The following is a 17502-nucleotide window of genomic DNA, read 5'->3' as shown; positions in this document are numbered from 1 at the left end:
CTTCATAGGCTCACCGAAGATGAATTTCGTCGACGGCGCCAGGCTTGGCGAAACCGCCAAGACCATCGGCGTGCGGCCGGAACATTTGACCGTCGATCCGAAATCCGGCGCCTGGAAGGGAACGGTGGTGCACGCCGAGCACCTCGGCGCCGACACCAACCTTTATCTCGATTGCGAGAAGGCCGGTCTGATTACCGTGCGGATTTTCGGTGTTTATGATGCCGAGCCGGGTGCGACGCTGTATGCGACGCCGGATCCGGGGAAGACGTATCGGTTTGGTGCGGATGGGAAAGTGCTGAAGTAGCGCGGCGGCGCACCCCCCTCACCCAGCCTCCGCTTCGCTCGGCTGACCTCTCCCCGAGGGGAGAGGAGATTGTCAGCGCCGCCGCTCACCTCTTCTCCCCAGCGGGGAGAAGGTGGCCGCGAAGCGGCCGGATGAGGGGGCAGCGCTGACCCCGAAATGTAGTGCCTACAAATCAGCCTTGAACGTCTGCTTCTGCTGGCCCAGGCCCTCGATTCCCAGCTCCACCACATCGCCGGCCTTCAAGAACACCGGCGGCTTCATGCCCAGCCCGACGCCGGGCGGCGTGCCGGTGGAGATGATGTCGCCGGGGTGCAGCGACATGAACTGGCTGAGATAGGAAACCAGATACTTGACGCCATAGACCATGGTCTTGGTCGAGCCGTTCTGCATCGTCTTGCCGTTGACCGTCAGCCACATTTTGAGGTTCTGCGGATCGGCCACTTCGTCCTTGGTTACCAGCCATGGGCCGGTCGGGCCGAACGTGTCGCAGCTCTTGCCCTTGGTCCACTGGCCCTGCCGCTCGGCCTGGAAGGCGCGCTCGGAGACGTCGTGGGCAACGCTATAGCCGGCAACATAGTCGAGCGCATCGGCCTCGCTGACATACTTGGCGGTTTTGCCGATGATTACGGCCAGTTCGACTTCCCAGTCGGTCTTCTCCGAGCCGCGCGGGATCAGCACGTCGTCATCCGGCCCGACAATGGCCGAGCTTGCCTTCATGAAGATGATCGGCTCCGGCGGCACGGTGGCGCCGGTTTCGGCGGCATGGTCGGAATAGTTGAGGCCGATGCAGATGAACTTGCCGGTGCCGGCAACGCAGGCGCCAAGGCGCGGGCTGCCGGAAACCGCCGGCAGCGACTTCGGATCGAGCTTGGCCAGTGCCGCCAGCGATGCCGGGTCGAGCGTCTTGCCGCCGATATCGGTGACGTGAGCGGAGAGATCACGGATCGTTCCATCCGCATCGAGCAGGCCGGGACGTTCGCTTCCCACCTCGCCATAGCGCAGCAGTTTCATCTAAATCCTTCTCCTGATTGCGGCCTCGTGGCCTTTTGCAAACTTTCCGCCAAGGCGATTGCGCCTTCAAGGAACCGGCGGACCGTACCCATCGACCTGACTACGGACAAGCGCGATCGCCATACAAGATAGCCGGCGCGCGGGATTTTCAGACTCTTCGATCCCCTGTCAAACGCCGGGAAAGGGCCAGATCGTCCGGCTCGGCAAGATTTCCGCAGTCAGATCGACCAGCCGCCATCGATATTGTAGGCCTGCCCTGACGTATAGGTGGCGCCGGCCAGATAGACGGCGAGATCCGCGATCTCCTCCGGCGTGCCGAGCCGGCCCATCGGCTGGCGGGCGATGAAGGCTGCGCGGGCGGCATCGTAGTCGCCTTGCGCGTGCATGCGGTCCTGCAGCGACGGGCTCTCGACCGTGCCGGGGCAGATGGCGTTGCAGCGTATACCCTTGCCGACATAGTCGGCGGCGATCGCCTTGGTCAGGCCGATGACGGCGGCCTTGGTCAGGCCATAGACGAAGCGGTTGGGCACGCCCTTGGTTGAACTGGCCAGCGAGGCCATGTTGATGATCGATCCGTCGCCGCGTTCCAGCATGCCGGGCAGCACGGCCCGGCTGGTGCGGATCATGGCGCGAACATTGAGATCCAGCGCGAAATCGAGATCGGCTTCCTTCATCTCGAGGATCGAGCCGGAATGGACGAAACCGGCGCAATTGAACAGAACGTCGACGACGCCGATCTCGGCAAAGGCGGCGTTGACGGCTTCGTCGTTGAGTACGTCCAGCTTGCGGGTCTTGATCCCCGGCGTCCTGGCGAGTTCCGCCAGCAGTGCCTCGTTGATGTCGGTGGCGTGGACGATGGCGCCAGCTTTTGCGAACGCCAGTGCGCTCGCCTTGCCGATGCCTTGCGCCGCTGCCGTGACGACAACGACCTTGCCTGCCAGATCCGACATACTGTTCTCCTCGTCCGCTGGGGATAGTCCGGGTCTACCTGCGGCTGGCCAAGGCGTCATGTGCCAGTCACGCGTGATCGTGCAGCCTGCGCCGTTGACCGTTCACTGATAAAGATGTTTTTTCTCGTTAAAGAACATCTGTCCGTGCGTCAAGCCCGAACACGATCTCGACAGCACCGGCGGGACATCAATCGCCGTAAGGCACCCAGACATTCTTGACCTCGACGGCGCGGCGCAGGAAGGCGTCGCCGGCGGCTTCGTCGGATGCCCAGTCGAGGCTGCGGCCATTGCCGCTCCAGACGCGCTTGAGGTTGCCGATGGACTCTGCCTCCGCCTTGGCGCAGGTCTCTGCGTCGGCGAACACCCAGAGCCCGTCGACATCGTCATGCTTGGCCAGCACGCCGGCAAGTTCGGCGCTGCGGCCGGTGACGATGTTGATGGCGCCTGAGGGAATGTCGGAATATTCGATGACCTGGTAGAGATCGGTGGCCAGCAGCGGGTAGCGCTCCGACGGCACCGCAACCACGGTGTTGCCCATGGCCAGCGCCGGTGCGACCAGCGAGATCAGACCGAGCAGCGGCGAGCTATCGGGGGCGACGATGCCGACGACGCCGACCGGTTCATGAAGCGCCAGCGTCACGGCACGCGCCGGCGGCTGGTGCACGCGGCCCTCGAACTTGTCGGCCAGACCGGCATAGAGGAACAGCCGTTCAATGGATTGTTCTACCTCTTCCCGCGCGGCCTTGGGCGTAGCGCCGGTCAATTCGGTGAGACGGGCGGCGAACTCGCCGGCACGGCCGGAAAGATTCTCGGCCAGATAATAGAGCACCTGGGACCTGTTATAGGCGGTCGCCTCCGGCCAGGCCTTGGCACCGCGGGCGGCAGAGACGGCATCGCGGATATCCTTGCGGCTGCCGAGCCCAACTTCGCCGGCAAGCTTGCCCTTGGCGGTGGCGATGGCGAGCGAATAATTGCCGTCCGGCCGAACCTGCTTGCCGCCGATGAACAGCTTTGCGGTGCGGTCGATTGCCGAGCCGTCGGCCTGCTCGACTGGCTGTGCGGAGGTCGTCGCCGGCTTGATGACCGGGCCGAGCGGCAGCTTTGCCGTGAGATATTCGAACATGCCCTCGCGCCCGCCCTCGCGGCCGAAACCGCTCTCGCGGTAGCCGCCGAAGCCACAGGCGGCGTCGAACATGTTGGTGCCGTTGACCCAGACCACGCCGGCCTTCAATTGCGGCGCGACGTGCAAAGCAAGGTTGACGTTCTCGCTCCACACCGAGGCGGCGAGGCCATAGCGCGTGTTGTTGGCTAGCTCGATCGCTTCCTCGGTGTTGCGGAAGGTCATGGTCGCCAGAACAGGGCCGAACACCTCTTCTTGTGCCAATATGTTAGCCGGCGAAACACCTGTGGCGAGCGTCGGCAGATGGTAGTAGCCGGAAGACGGCAGCGCCGCATCCGGCTGCCAGCAGACGGCGCCCTGCCTGTCGCCTTCGGCAACCAGGCCCTTGACGCGGTCAAGCTGGGTCAAGTCGACCAGCGGGCCGATATCGGTGTTCTTGTCGAGCGGGCTGCCGACGCGCAGCCGGCTCATCCGCGTCTTGACCTTGGCGATCAGGGCGTCGGCGATGCCTTCCTGCACCAGCAGGCGCGAGCCGGCGCAGCAGACCTGCCCCTGGTTGAACCAGATACCGTCGACCAGGCCTTCGACGGCGCTGTCGAGATCGGCATCCTCGAAGACGATGAAGGCCGACTTGCCGCCGAGCTCCAGCGACAGTTTTTTCCCGGACCCCGCAGTGGCTTTCCTGATGATCTTGCCGACCTCGGAAGAGCCGGTGAAGGCGATCTTCTGGATGCCGGGATGGTTGACGATGGCCACGCCGGCCTCAGGTCCGCCCTGGACGATGTTGACGACGCCTTTCGGCACGCCGGCGCGTTCGCAGATCTCGGCGAACAGGATTGATGTCAGCGGCGTGAACTCGGCCGGCTTCAGCACCACCGTGCAGCCGGCGGCGAGCGCCGGCGCGATCTTCCAGGCCAGCATCAGCAGCGGAAAGTTCCACGGGATGATCTGGCCGACGACGCCGACGCCCTTGTGGCCGGGGAAATCCTTGTCCAGCGCCTGCGCCCAGCCGGCATGATGGATGAAATGGCGGATCGCCAGCGGCACGTCGATGTCGCGGCTTTCGCGGATCGGCTTGCCATTGTCGATTGTCTCAAGCACCGCGAACAGGCGCTGGTGGCGCTGCATGGCGCGGCCGATGGCATAAAGCACCTTGGCCCTGACATAGCCCGAGGCTGCCGACCATTTCGGCAACGCCTTGGTGGCCGCCGCCACCGCCGCGTCGATGTCGGCGGCATTGGCGTCCGAGACCTTGGCCAGCAGCTTGCCGGAGGAGGGCTCGCTGGTCTCGAAGGTCTTGCCGCCGGACGCGGCTTTCCAGTCGCCGCCGATGAACAGCGCCTTGGAAAAATCGCGCGCGGCAAGCCAGGCGTCGGCCTCGTTGCGGGCTTCCGGCGCCGGGCCGTACTCCATGGCGTGATAGCGGTCGAGGATGTTCATCAGGTGCCTCCTTCACCCTCCCCCTTGTGGGGAGGGTCGATCGGCAAGGCCGATCGGGGTGGGGGTAAATGTCTCATGCCATCGCGTGGCGATGATTGGCCGAATAGTGTCCGGTCAGATGGTGCTCGAGCTGGCGCTCGATGTCGGTCAAGAGGCTCGAGGCACCGAAGCGGAACAGCTCGGGCTCCAGCCAGGGCCGGCCGAGTTCTTCCTTCATCAGCACCAGCCAGTCGAGCGAGGCCTTGGCCGTGGATATGCCGCCGGCCGGCTTGAAGCCGATGAGATAGCCGGTTTCCTCGAAATAGGCCCTGATGGCGCGCACCATGGCGAGGCCGACAGGCAGCGTCGCGTTGACGCTTTCCTTGCCGGTCGAGGTCTTGATGAAATCGGCGCCCGCCATCATCGCCACCATCGAGGCCAGCATGACATTGCGCAGCGTGGCGAGGTCGCCGGTGCCGAGGATGACCTTCAGATGCGCGTCACCGCAGGCGGCGCGCATCGAGACGATCTCGTTGTAGAGCTCCCGCCATTTGGCGCCGAACACCAGCCCGCGCGGGATGACGACGTCGATCTCGTCGGCGCCGTCGCGGACCGAGGCCTCGATCTCCTGCAGGCGGGTCGACAGCGGCGTAAGGCCATGCGGGAAGGCGGTGGAGACGGCGGCGACATGGATGCCAGTGCCGCGCACGGCATCGACGGCGGTGGCAACGAAGGGGTGGTAGACACAGACGGCGGCCGGGCGGATGGTTTCACCTGATATGCCGAGGCCCTCGACAATGTCGCGGCGGAACGGATTGATCGCCTTGGCGCAGAGCCGGCGCACGCGCTCCTCGGTGTCGTTGGAATTCAGCGTCGTCAAATCCATGCAGGCGACGGCGCGCAGCAGCCAGGCCGCCTGGTTGTCGGCCTTTATCGAGCGCCGCTTGGTCAGGCTGGCGACGCGCCGTTCCAGCGCCGAGCGATTGACGCTGCGCACCGATTCCATGAAGCCGAGGTCGAGCTTCATGCCTGGATTGCGCGCAATGCGATGGTCCGGGGGAACGGCTGTGTTGGCGGCGGCACGCGCGGGCAGCGGCGTCACCTTGGACGAGCCGACATCGGCTTCGCGGATTGTGCTGCTCATCTCCTGCCCTTTCATTCAGCGACGTGTGCCGAAGATAGCCCGTGAAGCCGTACTTCACGAGTCCTGCGGGCGGTCATAACCGAAAAAGGCGGCGAAAGCAGCAATTTTTGACCGTGCGGTCAAAAACATAGACTTCGAGATGTTGGTGCGTCTCAGCCGACGAAGGCGCGCTCGACGACAAAAGTCGCTGGATGGCTCAGCGACCCTTCCTCGAAGCCAAGGCTTTCGGCCAGTTCCTTGACGTCCTTCAGCATATGCATCGAGCCGCAGATCATGATCCGGTCGGTTTCCGGGTTGAGCTTGTCGATGCCGAGATCGCTGTAGAACTTGCCGGAGCCGATCAGCGCGGTGATGCGGCCCATGCGTGCCGATTCCTCGCGGGTCGTCGAATTGTAGAGCGTGACGCGCCCGGAGGTCAGCTCGCCGATCAGCGGGTCGCTTTCGAGTGCTGCGACCAGTTCCTGGCCATAGGTCAGCTCGGCATTGTCGCGGCAGGTATGGGTCAGGATCAGCTGATCGAACTTGTCGTAGGTGTCGGGGTCGCGCAGCAGGCTGGCGAAGGGCGCGATGCCGGTGCCGGTCGAGATCATGAACAGCCGCTTGGCCGGCGTCAGCGCGTCGACCACCAGCGTGCCGGTCGACTTCTGGCGCATGATGACGGTGTCGCCGACCTGGATCTTCTGCAGCTCCGAAGTCAGCGGGCCGTCCGGCACCTTGATCGAGAAGAATTCCAGCTCTTCGTCCCAGGCCGGGCTCGCCACCGAATAGGCGCGGTACACCGGCTTCTCGGCATTGGGCAGGCCGATCATGACGAACTCGCCGGAGCGGAAGCGCAGCGACTGCGGACGGGTGATGCGGAACGAGAACAGCCGATCGGTATAGTGCTTCACCGAGACGACGGTTTCGGCATAGACGTTGGCCGGAATCGGGAACTGCAGCGGTCGGGCGCCGGCGGTGTTGAGAGCGGATGTGGTGTTCATCAAATCCAACCTTCTGGCCCAACCGTGGACGCGGGCGCCAAACTTTCACCTGCACGCCCGGACCATTCAGATCCCGGCGGGCTGTTCGCACACTGCAAAGCGGCAAGCTCTTGTGTCCGGAATTTATTAGTATACAAACGATATTTGCGTCAAGATGCTCCCTTAAAACAGCTTTCCAAACTGGCGCATATCCGTAGTCCGCGCATTTCGGGTTTCGACGATGGAAGAGAATATTTCGGCGCAAGCGCGCAATTCCCGGGGAAATGTCGTCGCCGGTATCGATGTCGGCGGCACCTTCACCGACCTGCTCCTGATCGACGGAAGCGACGGCGGCCGGGTGTATCTGGCCAAGACGCCGACCACGGTGGACAACCAGGCTTTCGGTGTGGTTTCGGCACTCGGCGCCACCGGATTTGCCATCGATAGCATCGACCTCATCGTGCATGGCACGACCACCACCACCAATGCGGTGCTCGAACGCCGGCTGGCGAAAACCGGCATGATCACCACGCGCGGTTTTCGCGACGTGATCGAACTGGGCCGGCGCACGCGGCCGCAGGCCTATGGCATGACCGGCAGCTTCGTGCCGATCATTCCGCGCAATCTCAGGCTCGAAGTCTCGGAGCGCGTCGAAGCATCGGGCGCGGTGCGCACGCCGCTCGACGAGACCGAGATGCGCGACGCAGTGCAGACGCTGATAGCGGCCGGTTGCGAATCCCTGGTCATCCATTTCCTGCATTCCTACGCCAACCCGGCACATGAGCGGCGCGCCGTCGAAATCGCCACCGAACTCTGGCCGAACGGCTACATCACGGCAGGCCATGCGCTGCTGTCGGAAGCGCGCGAATTCGAACGCGGCGTGACCGCTTCGGTCAACGCCTCAGTGCAGCCGATCCTCGAGCGCTATGTCGAGCGGCTGCGCAAGGAATTGGCCGCCAAAGGCTATGCCCGCGACTTCCTGATCATGAACGGCAATGGCGGCATGATCTCGGCCCGCTTCGTCACACGTGAATCGGCCAAGACGGTCATGTCCGGCCCGGCCTCGGGCGTCATCGCCGCCGCTTATACGGGAAAACGCGCCGGCTTCGAAAACCTCGTCACCTATGACATGGGCGGCACCTCGACCGACGTGGCGTTGATCCGCAATGCCGAGCCGGCAGTGTCGAACGAGATCGAGATCGAATATGCGATGCCGATCCATGTGCCGATGGTGGCGGTGCACACGGTCGGCGCCGGCGGCGGCTCGATCGCCCGCGTCGATGCGGCCGGCCTGATCCAGATCGGTCCGGAAAGTGCCGGCGCCAATCCCGGCCCGATCTGCTACGGACGCGGCGGCCTCGAGCCGACCATTACCGACGCCAATCTGGTGCTCGGCCGGCTGGCGCCGAAGAAGCTGCTGGCGGTCCAAAATCCCGTCACATCAGAGCGCGTCACCAGCATTTTCGAAGACAAGATCGGCAAGGCGACCGGCCTTTCCGGCGTCGAGGCGGCGGGCGCGGTGCTGCGGCTCGGCAACATGAAGATGGCCGGCGCCATCCGCATGGTCTCGGTGTCGCGCGGCCATGACCCTCGTGATTTCGCGCTGTTCGCCTTTGGCGGCGCCGGCCCGCTGCACGCAACGGCCCTGGCGCGCGAACTCGGCCTGCCCAAGGTGCTGGTGCCGGCGCGTCCGGGCATCACCAACGCACTCGGCTGCGTCGTCGCCGACCTGCGCCATGACTTCGTCAACACCATCAACCAGCCGGTGGCGGTGCTCGACGAAAGACAGCTTCATACTGTATTGGAACGACACCGAAACGAAGGTGAAGAGCTGATCGGCAAGGAAGCGGTGAAGCCGGAGACGATCCGCGTCACCCACTCCGCCGACATGCAGTTCGTCGGCCAGACCCACATCATCAACGTGGCGCTGCCGTCCTCATCGGTGACGCGGGCAACGCTGCAGCAGCTTTTCGAAAAGGCCTATTTCGCCCGCTTCAAGGTCGAGCTTCCGGAAATCCGCGCCAACCTCGTCAATCTCAACACCTCGGTCACTGGCGTGCGTCCGGCGATCGATCTGTCGCGGCTGATCGACCCGGCCGGGCGCGCAACAACGCTCGACGAGGCGCGGCGCGAAATCCGGCCGGTCTGGTACGCCGGCCAATGGCACGACACGCCGGTATACGCGCGTGAAAAGCTGCCGCTTGACGCTGAAATCGAAGGGCCGGCGATCCTCGAACAGGTGGATGCCACCACCGTGCTCGAACCCGGCGACCGCGCACGCAGCGACGCCGACGGCAACATCATCATCGACATTGGCGAGGCCTGAGATGCCAAATCTTGATAGGGCAAAGCTCGACGCCATCACCCTTTCGGTCCTCCAGGCGGCACTGCAGCAGGTCTGCGACGAGATGGACCTGACCTTCTCGCGCGCCGCCTTCTCGCCTGTCATCGCCGAGGCCAATGACCGCTCCGACGGCATCTATTCCGCCGTCGATGGTTCGCTGATCGCGCAAGGCAGCCAAGGCCTGCCGGTGTTCGTCGGCGTCATGCAATATTCGACCAGGACGGTGATCGAGATGATCGCCGACGGCCGTTGCCTGCCGCCGGAACCAGGCGACATCTACATCGTCAACGACCCCTATCTCGGCGGCACGCATCTGATGGATGTGCGCTTCGCCATGCCGGTCTACCGGGACGGCAAGATTTTCTGCTGGCTGTCCAACACCGGCCATTGGCCCGACATTGGCGGCTCGGTCCCGGGCGGATTTTCGGCCTCGGCGACTGCCGTGGAGCAGGAAGGCCTGCGACTGCCGCCCGTAAAACTGTTCAAGAAGGGCGTGCTCGATCCGGAGATCTACGCCATCATCTGCTCCAACATCCGCGTTGCCGACCAGCGCATCGGCGACATCCGCGCCCAGGCTGCGGCACTGCTGATCGGCCAGGACCGGCTCAATGGTATCCTGGATCGTTACGGTGATGAAACGGTTGTCGAGGCGATCGCCGAACTGCGCCGCCGCGCGGCCGAGCAGATGCGCGCCAACATCTCAGCCATTCCCGACGGCACCTACCATTCCAAGGCGTTTGTCGATTCCGACGGGGTGGTCAACGAGCCGCTGACCATCGCGCTCGCGGTGGAGAAACAGGGCAATACGCTGACCTTCGATTTCACCGGCTCGTCAAAGCCCTGCGCCGGGCCGATGAACAGTGTGCTGGCGACGACCTTGTCGTCGGTCTATCTCGCCATGCGTCACATTTTCCCTGATGTGCCGATCAGCGCCGGTGCCTTCGAACCGCTTGAAGTCAAGCGGCCGGAAGGCACTTTCCTCGACGCCAGATATCCACGCCCGGTCTCGGGCTGCGCGGCTGAAGTGTCGCAGCGCATCGCGGAAGCGGTGTTCGCGGCCATGGTGCAGGCGTTGCCGGACAAGGTGACGGCGGCGCCCGCCGGCTCCAGCGGCAATTTCGCGCTCGGCGGCAACGACCCGGCGCGCGGTCGCGATTACGTCATGTACCAGATCTCCGGCGGCGGTTACGGCGGAAATTCAGGCCATGACGGACTGACCAATGGCTGCTCGACCATCGGCATTTCCAAATCGCCGCCGGTCGAGATCATGGAACAGGCATTCCCGGTGCTCTACCGCCACTATGCCTTGCGCGAAGGTTCAGGCGGCGCCGGCAAGCATCGCGGCGGTTTCGGCCTCGCCTATGAGGTCGAAATCCTGCGCGGCGACGCCCGTGCTTCTTTCGTCATGGATCACGGCCGTTTCGGCCCCCAAGGCGCACTCGGCGGCAGGGATGGCGCGGTCAACATGGTGACCGTCTTCCGCAACGGCGAGGAACATGTACCGCCGCATTTGTCCAAGGAGCAGGACATCGCGCTCAAGGCCGGCGACCGCGTGCGTGTCGGCACGCCGGGCGGTGGCGGCTACGGCGATCCGCTGCAGCGCGATCCGGATCTGGTGCTGCGCGACGTGGCGTTGGGTTACTATACGATCGAGGAAGCCAACGAAAAATTTGGCGTTGTCCTCTCGGCAGGCGAACTCGGCATCGACCGGACAGCGACGAACAAGCAGCGCGCCGGCTAACGCACGACCAATCGTGAGGGCTTGGTCCGCTCGCCGCGCCGCGATCGCCGCAGCGCATGTCGTTTCCGTCTCCGCCGGGATCATGAAAGCCCGTAGACTTCCCGCTTTCAACGGGGAACTCGAACGTGCGTCTTTTCGGTCGTTTCGTGCTTGCAGCTTCCGTCGCTCTCACCCTTGCCACGGGCGCCGCCTCCGCCCAGGACAAAAAACTCAGGATCGGCACCGAGGGCGCCTATCCGCCCTTCAATTACGCCAGTGCCGACGGCACGCTGGGCGGCTTCGACATCGACTTGGGGAAGGCGCTGTGCGCGCAGATGAAGGCCGAGTGCGAGTTCAGCGTGCAGGATTTCGATGGTTCGATCCCGGCGCTGCAGGCCGGCAAGTTCGACGCCATCATCAACATCACCATCACGCCCGAGCGGGCCGAAAAGGTCGAGTTCACCCACAAATACTACCAGACGCCGCCGGCCATCGCCGTACCGAAGGATTCGACCATATCAGGCTCCTCGCCGGACGACCTGAAAGGCAAGGCGCTCGGCGTGCAGACCGCGACCATCCACCAGAAATTCGCCGACCAGAAATATGCAGGCTCGACGGTCAAGGCCTATCCGACGGGCGAAGATGCCCGCACCGACATGGCCAATGGCCGCCTCGACGCGATGATGGACGGCTCGATCATCCTGACCGAGTGGTTGAAGAAGCCAGACGGCGCCTGCTGCAAGCTGCTCGGCACGCTGACGGCCGATCCGGCCATACACGGCCCCGGCGTCGGCATCGCCCTGCAGAAGGGCAACAAGGAGTTGGCCGACAAGCTCAATGCGGCCATCGACGCGCTGCGCGCCAATGGCAAGTACAAGGAAATCAACGACAAATACTTTTCCTTCGACGTCTACGGCAGCTGAGAACGACAACAAATGCCTTCCGGCAGCGCTGCCTGGCGCTGCCGTTTTTCATGAACGATGGAGACTTCCTTGGCTGAGCGGCGTTCCCCTTTCTACAGCAGCATCGTCGGGCTGGGCGCGACCATGGGTCGTGTCGGGGGCGATTTCATCTCGGCCAAAACTTATTCCGGTATTGCCGACGAGCACCTGAACACCCGCAGGAATGTCGGCGTGCAGGATCTCAGCACCATGGGCAAGATGGATATCAAGGGGCCGGAGGCCGAGGCGCTGGTCAACCATGTCATCGTCAATAATGCCGCTGCCATGAAACCGGGCCACGTCCGCTATTCCACGGTCTGCCGCGAGGATGGCGGCATCATGGACGACCTCACCGTGTTTCGGTTGGGCCCGGAGCACTTCATGCTGGTGACCGGCTCGGTCAACCGCCTGAAGATGCTGCCCTGGCTGCAGCATCACGCTCAGGGCCGCAAGGCCTATGTCACCGACATCACGGCGGCCATCGCCTTCCCGACCATCCAGGGTCCGCGCTCGCGCGAACTGCTGAAAGCGTTGATCGCGGATGCCGATCTGGATGGACTGAAGCGCTGGTCGTTCACGTCGGGCCATATCAACGGCACGCGGGTACTGATCTCGCGCACCGGCGTCACCGGCGAACTCGGCTTCGAACTGTTCGTGCCGGCCGACGAGGCGGCCTCTCTCTGGGACGCGCTGATGCGCACCGGCCGTGACTTTGGCCTGAAACCCTATGGCGTGCTGGCGATGTTCACGCTGGGCCTGGAAAAGGCCTATCCGGCGCACGGCATCGACATGGACGAGACCCGCACCCCGTTCCATGTCGGCCTCGACCGCTGGATCAAGTTCGACAAGGGCGATTTCATCGGCCGCGAAGCTTTGCTCAAGGTTCGCGACAAGGGCCTCGACGAGCAATGGGTCGGACTGATCCTCGACGGCGACAAGCCGGCCGCGGCCGATGCCAGGATTCTGGCCGATGGCGAGGACGCCGGCATCGTCACCTACAGCGACCACGGCTATTCCCTCGGCAAGGTGCTGGCCACCGCGCATCTGCGGCTGCCCTTCACGGCTGTCGGCACCGAATTGAGCATTGATATCGGTGGTAAGCCGACGCGTGCGGTGGTGGCTCCGATACCGTTCTTCGATCCGGAAGGGGCGAGGTTGCGAGGTTAGCTGACCCCATCGGGTGTTTCGGCCATTTTCAAGGTATGCGGGGCCGTCAACCCAAGCGACCGTCGAAACCTCTGCGGTAGCCGGAACGATCAGCTCTCGCCGTCGATCAGCGTCTCCAGCAGATCGAGCAACTGCTCGAGCTTTTCGTGGCCGAAGCGCTGTTCGATGTCGTCATAAATGACGCGACGCTCCGGCGACAGGGCGTCGATCAGGGCGGAACCGGCGGGCGCAATGGTTAGAACGACGCGTCGGCCGTCGCCTTCGGCCTTGTTGCGGGTGATGAATTTGCGGCCCTCGAGCGCCTTGATGATGCGCGTCAGGCTGGGCGGCAAAACCGAGGCGCGGTCGGCGAGTTCCGTCGCCTCGACCGGGCCGGCTTCGCTCAGCACGCGCAGCACGCGCCATTGCTGTTCGGTCACGTCATGCGCCGCAAGCATCGGCCGAAACCGCGCCATCACCGCTTCGCGGGCATGAAGCAGCGCCATTGGCAGAGAACGACGGGTGTTTTCAGGCAGCAAGAAAAAGAGCCTCCCACGCTTGCGATCGAAAACAGGCCTTCCCTCAGCCGAATCCGCCTGCCAGGGCCCGTTCCTGCCATCCCGTATCGTTGCGCCAAGGCCGATGCAAGACTTGACTTCGTCGGCGTTGCATGTAATTAACGCGTTAACTACAACAAAAGCAATAGACCAGGGAAACGCCGTGCCTCACTTCTCCATCGAGTATTCAGCCAATCTCGATGCCAAGGTCGACATGGGCGAATTGTGCGCGCTGGTGTTGCGCACCGTGCTGGACACCGGGCTGTTCGAGACCGGCGCCGTGCGGGTGCGGGCCTTTCGCGCCGAGGCTTACGCGATGGCCGACAGTCTGCCGGAAAACGCTTTTCTCGACATGTCGTTTCGCATCGGCACCGGCCGCAGCCCTGATGAGAAGAAGCGGACCGGCGAAGCCGTCTTCGCGGCGGTGAGCGAATATCTCGCCGGGCTGTTCGAGACCCCGCATTTCGCCCTGTCGCTCGAGATCCGGGAAATCGACCCGGAGCTGAGTTGGAAGAGAAACGCAATCCACCCGCGACTGCGCGGCAAGTGACGGAACCCGACATGTCCGACCTGCAAGGCAATCTGAACAAGGCCGAGGCCTATATGGACCGCTTCAGGCGCGATGGCGTGTTGAACCAGATCGGCGGCGAGGCGGTACCGGCGCTCGACGGCGCGACGTTCGAAACGCTGTCGCCGGTCGACCTGAAGCCGCTGGCAAGCGTCGCGCGCGGCGGAGCCGCCGACATCGACCGCGCCGCCAGGGCAGCCAAGGCTGCGTTTCCAGCCTGGGCCGCCATGCCGGGCGAAGCGCGCAAGAAGCTGCTGCACAGAATCGCCGACGCGATCGAGGCGCGTGCCGAGGAGATAGCCTTCGTCGAATGCATGGATACCGGCCAGGCGCTGAAGTTCATGGCCAAGGCGGCGTTGCGGGGTGCCGAGAATTTCCGCTTCTTCGCCGACCGTGCACCCGAAGCCCGAGACGGCGAGACGCTGCGGACCACGGGCCAGGTCAACCTCACCACGCGGGTGCCTATCGGCCCGGTCGGCATCATCACGCCGTGGAACACGCCGTTCATGCTGTCGACCTGGAAGATCGCACCGGCGCTGGCGGCCGGCTGCACCGTGGTTCATAAGCCGGCTGAATTTTCGCCGCTGACCGCCCGCCTGCTGGTCGAGATCGCCGAGGAGGCCGGTCTGCCGAAGGGTGTGTGGAACCTGGTCAACGGCCTGGGTGAAGATGCCGGCAAGGCGTTGACCGAGCATCCCGACATCAAGGCGATCGGCTTTGTCGGCGAGAGCCGTACCGGCTCGATGATCATGAAACAAGGCGCCGACACGCTGAAGCGCGTGCATTTCGAACTTGGCGGCAAGAACCCGGTGATCGTCTTTGCCGACGCCGATCTCGAACGCGCCGCCGACGCCGCCGTATTCATGATCTATTCGCTGAATGGCGAACGCTGCACCTCATCGTCGCGACTGCTGGTCGAAGCTTCGATCTATGAAAGCTTCACCGCCAAAATCGCGGAGAGGGCGAAGCGCATCGTCGTCGGCCATCCGCTCGATCCGAAAACGGTGGTCGGCCCGCTCATCCATCCGGTGCATGAGAAGAAGGTGCTGTCCTATATCGACATCGGCAGGTCGGAGGGGGCCACGCTCGCCGTCGGCGGCGGCAAGGTCGATGGGCCGGGCGGCGGCTGTTATGTCGGCCCGACACTGTTCACCAACGTCACCAACGGCATGCGCATTGCGCAGGAGGAGATTTTCGGGCCGGTGCTGAGCGCCATTCCCTTCAACGACGAGGCCGAGGCGCTTGCGCTGGCCAACGACACGCAATACGGCCTGACCGGCTATCTCTGGACCTCGGACGTCACCCGCGCCTTCCGCTTCACAGACGCGCTCGATGCCGGCATGATCTGGGTCAATTCCGAGAATGTGCGCCATTTGCCGACACCGTTCGGCGGCGTCAAGAATTCCGGCATCGGCCGCGACGGCGGGGACCATTCCTTCGACTTCTACATGGAGACGAAGAACATAGCCTTTGCGACGACGGCGCACGCGATCCAGAAACTCGGCGGCTGACCGGAGGAAATCAGATGCCCTTGCCCAAGCCCAATCTCTACCCCGCCTTCAACATCGTGCGCCTCAGCCATGTCGAGCTGGCCGTCACCGACCTCGCCAAATCCCGCGCCTTCTATGTCGATACGCTCGGCCTGCAGGTCACCGACGAGACATCGGACACCATCTATCTCAGGGCGCTGGAGGAGCGTGGGCACCATTGCATCGTGCTGAAGAAGGCGGCCACGGCAGAAGCGCGCGACCTTGGCTTCAAGGTCTTCTCGGATGAAGACCTCGACAAGGCAGTGCATTTCTTCAAGGACAAGGGCCTGCCGGTGGAATGGGTCGAGCGGCCTTACCAGTCGCGCACCTTCCGCACCCGCGATCCGCACGGCATTCCGCTCGAATTCTACGCTGAGATGGAGCGGCTGCCGCCGATCCACCAGAAGTATGCGCTGTACAAGGGCGTCAAGCCGCTGCGCATTGACCACTTCAACTGCTTCTCGCCCAATGTCGACGAGTCCGTCGCCTTCTACAACGAGCTCGGCTTCCGGGTGACCGAGTATACCGAGGACGCCAGCAGCGGAAGGCTGTGGGCGGCGTGGACGCACCGCAAGGGCGGCGTGCACGACATCGCCTTCACCAACGGCATCGGGCCGCGCCTGCACCATGTCGCCTTCTGGGTGCCGACGCCGCTCAACATCATCGACCTGCTCGATCTGATGGCAACGACGGGCTATTTGCCGAACATCGAACGCGGCCCCGGCCGGCACGGTATTTCCAACGCCTTCTTCCTCTATGTCAGAGACCCGGACAACCACCGCATCGAGATTTACTGTTCGGATTACCAGACGGTCGATCCGGACCTCGAGCCGATAAAATGGGACCTCAAGGACCCGCAACGCCAGACGCTGTGGGGCGCGCCGGCGCCGAAAAGCTGGTTCGAGGAGGGCAGTGTGTTTGCCGGAGCGAAGGCACGCCAGCCGGATTTGGCGGCTTCGCCGATCATTGCGCCTTAGACGGGAATTCAGAGATGATAGCGTTCCGTCACGCCCCCCTCTGTCCTGCCGGACATCTCCCCCTCAAGGGGGGAGATTGGCCAGGCCCATGGTCAGCGCCTCTCTTGCAGCGTTGGAAATTGGCGAAGGCAGAGATGACATCCAATCTCCCCCCAAGAGGGGGAGATGTCCGGCAGGACAGAGGGGGGCGTCGTAGAGCTCCGACCTCGCCGATATTCACCATCGCCGGAGCCGCAGCATGAACCACGCACGGCTCGCCACCTTCACCGTCGGCGGCAAGGTGCGCTATGGCGCGATATCAGGCAACGGTGTCGTCGACTTGTCGGCGCGCCACGGCCAATGGCCGACGTTGCGGGAAGTGATCGAGGCCGGCGCCTTGCGGCGGCTGGCGGAAGAGGCCGAGGCGTTTGCCGCCGATTTTCCGCTCGACGCCATCGCCTATGAAATCCCGATCCCGTCACCGGAAAAGATCATCTGCGTCGGCGTCAACTACCCCGACCGCAACGAGGAGTACAAGGACGGCCAGGCAGCGCCCTCCAACCCGTCACTGTTCATCCGCTTCCCCCGCTCCTTCGTCGGCCATGGCGCGCCGCTGGTGCGGCCGCCGGAATCACCGCAGCTCGACTATGAGGGCGAGATCGTCATCGTCATCGGCAAGGCCGGCCGGCGCATTGCCGAGGCCGACGCGCTCGGCCATATCGCGGCGCTCTCGCTGTGCAATGAAGGCACCATCCGCGACTGGGTGTGCCATGCCAAGTTCAACGTCACGCAAGGCAAGAATTTCGACCGCAGCGGCTCGATCGGCCCATGGCT

Annotated in this window: 15 protein-coding genes; 9 read left to right on the top strand and 6 right to left on the bottom strand. The window is 63.9% G+C overall.

Annotated features, from left to right (window positions below):
• A partial coding sequence (locus EN893_RS01985; protein WP_164900690.1) for a TOBE domain-containing protein occupies positions 1–304 on the top strand: 304 nt, incomplete at its 5' end.
• A gap of 165 nt (positions 305–469) precedes the next feature.
• On the opposite strand, the gene EN893_RS01980 is transcribed toward EN893_RS01985, so the two are convergent.
• From EN893_RS01980 to EN893_RS01960, 5 genes are all read right to left on the bottom strand, one after another.
• On the bottom strand, positions 470–1315 hold the full coding sequence (locus EN893_RS01980) for a fumarylacetoacetate hydrolase family protein (RefSeq protein ID WP_127271132.1): 846 nt from the start codon (positions 1313–1315) through the stop codon (positions 470–472).
• A 218-nt stretch (positions 1316–1533) separates the two neighbouring features.
• Complete coding sequence (locus tag EN893_RS01975; protein WP_127272470.1) at positions 1534–2265, bottom strand: SDR family oxidoreductase; 732 nt, start codon at positions 2263–2265, stop codon at positions 1534–1536.
• A 187-nt stretch (positions 2266–2452) separates the two neighbouring features.
• The gene (locus EN893_RS01970) at positions 2453–4825 is read right to left on the bottom strand and encodes an aldehyde dehydrogenase family protein (RefSeq protein WP_128361382.1); all 2373 of its coding nucleotides are present in this window, start codon (positions 4823–4825) and stop codon (positions 2453–2455) included.
• Between the two features lie 73 nt (positions 4826–4898).
• Positions 4899–5948, bottom strand: coding sequence for a deoxyribose-phosphate aldolase (gene deoC / locus EN893_RS01965; protein ID WP_127267816.1), 1050 nt, complete (start codon positions 5946–5948; stop codon positions 4899–4901).
• A gap of 152 nt (positions 5949–6100) precedes the next feature.
• Positions 6101–6928 carry a ferredoxin--NADP reductase gene (locus tag EN893_RS01960; protein WP_127267817.1) on the bottom strand — a complete coding sequence of 276 codons (828 nt, stop codon included), beginning with the start codon at positions 6926–6928 and terminating at the stop codon, positions 6101–6103.
• Between the two features lie 220 nt (positions 6929–7148).
• Between EN893_RS01960 and EN893_RS01955 the strand changes: the two genes are divergently transcribed.
• The 4 genes from EN893_RS01955 (at position 7149) to EN893_RS01940 (ending at position 13079) form a co-directional block, all read left to right on the top strand.
• On the top strand, positions 7149–9233 hold the full coding sequence (locus tag EN893_RS01955; protein ID WP_127267818.1) for a hydantoinase/oxoprolinase family protein: 2085 nt from the start codon (positions 7149–7151) through the stop codon (positions 9231–9233).
• Position 9234: 1 nt separating this feature from the next.
• A complete protein-coding gene (locus EN893_RS01950) occupies positions 9235–10992 on the top strand; it encodes a hydantoinase B/oxoprolinase family protein (RefSeq protein ID WP_127267819.1) in 1758 nt (585 codons plus the stop codon).
• A gap of 125 nt (positions 10993–11117) precedes the next feature.
• Positions 11118–11894, top strand: coding sequence for an ABC transporter substrate-binding protein (locus EN893_RS01945; RefSeq protein WP_127267820.1), 777 nt, complete (start codon positions 11118–11120; stop codon positions 11892–11894).
• A 69-nt stretch (positions 11895–11963) separates the two neighbouring features.
• On the top strand, positions 11964–13079 hold the full coding sequence (locus tag EN893_RS01940; RefSeq protein ID WP_236383079.1) for an aminomethyltransferase family protein: 1116 nt from the start codon (positions 11964–11966) through the stop codon (positions 13077–13079).
• Positions 13080–13168: 89 nt separating this feature from the next.
• Here the strand turns inward: EN893_RS01940 and hpaR are convergent, their stop codons facing one another.
• Complete coding sequence (gene hpaR / locus EN893_RS01935) at positions 13169–13564, bottom strand: homoprotocatechuate degradation operon regulator HpaR (protein WP_127276380.1); 396 nt, start codon at positions 13562–13564, stop codon at positions 13169–13171.
• Positions 13565–13778: 214 nt separating this feature from the next.
• Here hpaR and EN893_RS01930 point away from each other — a divergent pair, with 214 nt between their 5' ends.
• The 4 genes from EN893_RS01930 to EN893_RS01910 all read left to right on the top strand — a co-directional run.
• Positions 13779–14165 (top strand): 5-carboxymethyl-2-hydroxymuconate Delta-isomerase, encoded by a 387-nt coding sequence (locus tag EN893_RS01930; protein WP_127266759.1) that lies wholly within the window; start codon positions 13779–13781, stop codon positions 14163–14165.
• Positions 14166–14176: 11 nt separating this feature from the next.
• Positions 14177–15694: a 5-carboxymethyl-2-hydroxymuconate semialdehyde dehydrogenase gene (hpaE, locus tag EN893_RS01925; protein WP_127266758.1), complete on the top strand. Its 1518-nt coding sequence runs from the start codon at positions 14177–14179 to the stop codon at positions 15692–15694.
• A gap of 14 nt (positions 15695–15708) precedes the next feature.
• Positions 15709–16689, top strand: a complete 981-nt coding sequence (hpaD, locus tag EN893_RS01920) for a 3,4-dihydroxyphenylacetate 2,3-dioxygenase (protein WP_127266757.1) — start codon at positions 15709–15711, stop codon at positions 16687–16689.
• A gap of 238 nt (positions 16690–16927) precedes the next feature.
• On the top strand, positions 16928–17502 hold a 575-nt coding region (locus EN893_RS01910), incomplete at its 3' end, for a fumarylacetoacetate hydrolase family protein (RefSeq protein WP_164900689.1).

Origin of the sequence: Mesorhizobium sp. M7A.F.Ca.CA.004.04.2.1, from assembly GCF_004022825.1 — a bacterium.
Lineage (GTDB): Bacteria > Pseudomonadota > Alphaproteobacteria > Rhizobiales > Rhizobiaceae > Mesorhizobium.
This window is presented reverse-complemented; position numbering and strand designations above follow the sequence as displayed.

Coding starts and splice junctions, on each gene's coding strand:
- EN893_RS01980 (WP_127271132.1), bottom strand. CDS start 1,315: ATGAAACTGCTGCGCTATGGCGAGGTGGGAAGCGAACGTCCCGGCCTG.
- EN893_RS01975 (WP_127272470.1), bottom strand. CDS start 2,265: ATGTCGGATCTGGCAGGCAAGGTCGTTGTCGTCACGGCAGCGGCGCAA.
- EN893_RS01970 (WP_128361382.1), bottom strand. CDS start 4,825: ATGAACATCCTCGACCGCTATCACGCCATGGAGTACGGCCCGGCGCCG.
- deoC (WP_127267816.1), bottom strand. CDS start 5,948: ATGAGCAGCACAATCCGCGAAGCCGATGTCGGCTCGTCCAAGGTGACG.
- EN893_RS01960 (WP_127267817.1), bottom strand. CDS start 6,928: ATGAACACCACATCCGCTCTCAACACCGCCGGCGCCCGACCGCTGCAG.
- EN893_RS01955 (WP_127267818.1), top strand. CDS start 7,149: ATGGAAGAGAATATTTCGGCGCAAGCGCGCAATTCCCGGGGAAATGTC.
- EN893_RS01950 (WP_127267819.1), top strand. CDS start 9,235: ATGCCAAATCTTGATAGGGCAAAGCTCGACGCCATCACCCTTTCGGTC.
- hpaR (WP_127276380.1), bottom strand. CDS start 13,564: ATGGCGCTGCTTCATGCCCGCGAAGCGGTGATGGCGCGGTTTCGGCCG.
- hpaE (WP_127266758.1), top strand. CDS start 14,177: ATGTCCGACCTGCAAGGCAATCTGAACAAGGCCGAGGCCTATATGGAC.
- hpaD (WP_127266757.1), top strand. CDS start 15,709: ATGCCCTTGCCCAAGCCCAATCTCTACCCCGCCTTCAACATCGTGCGC.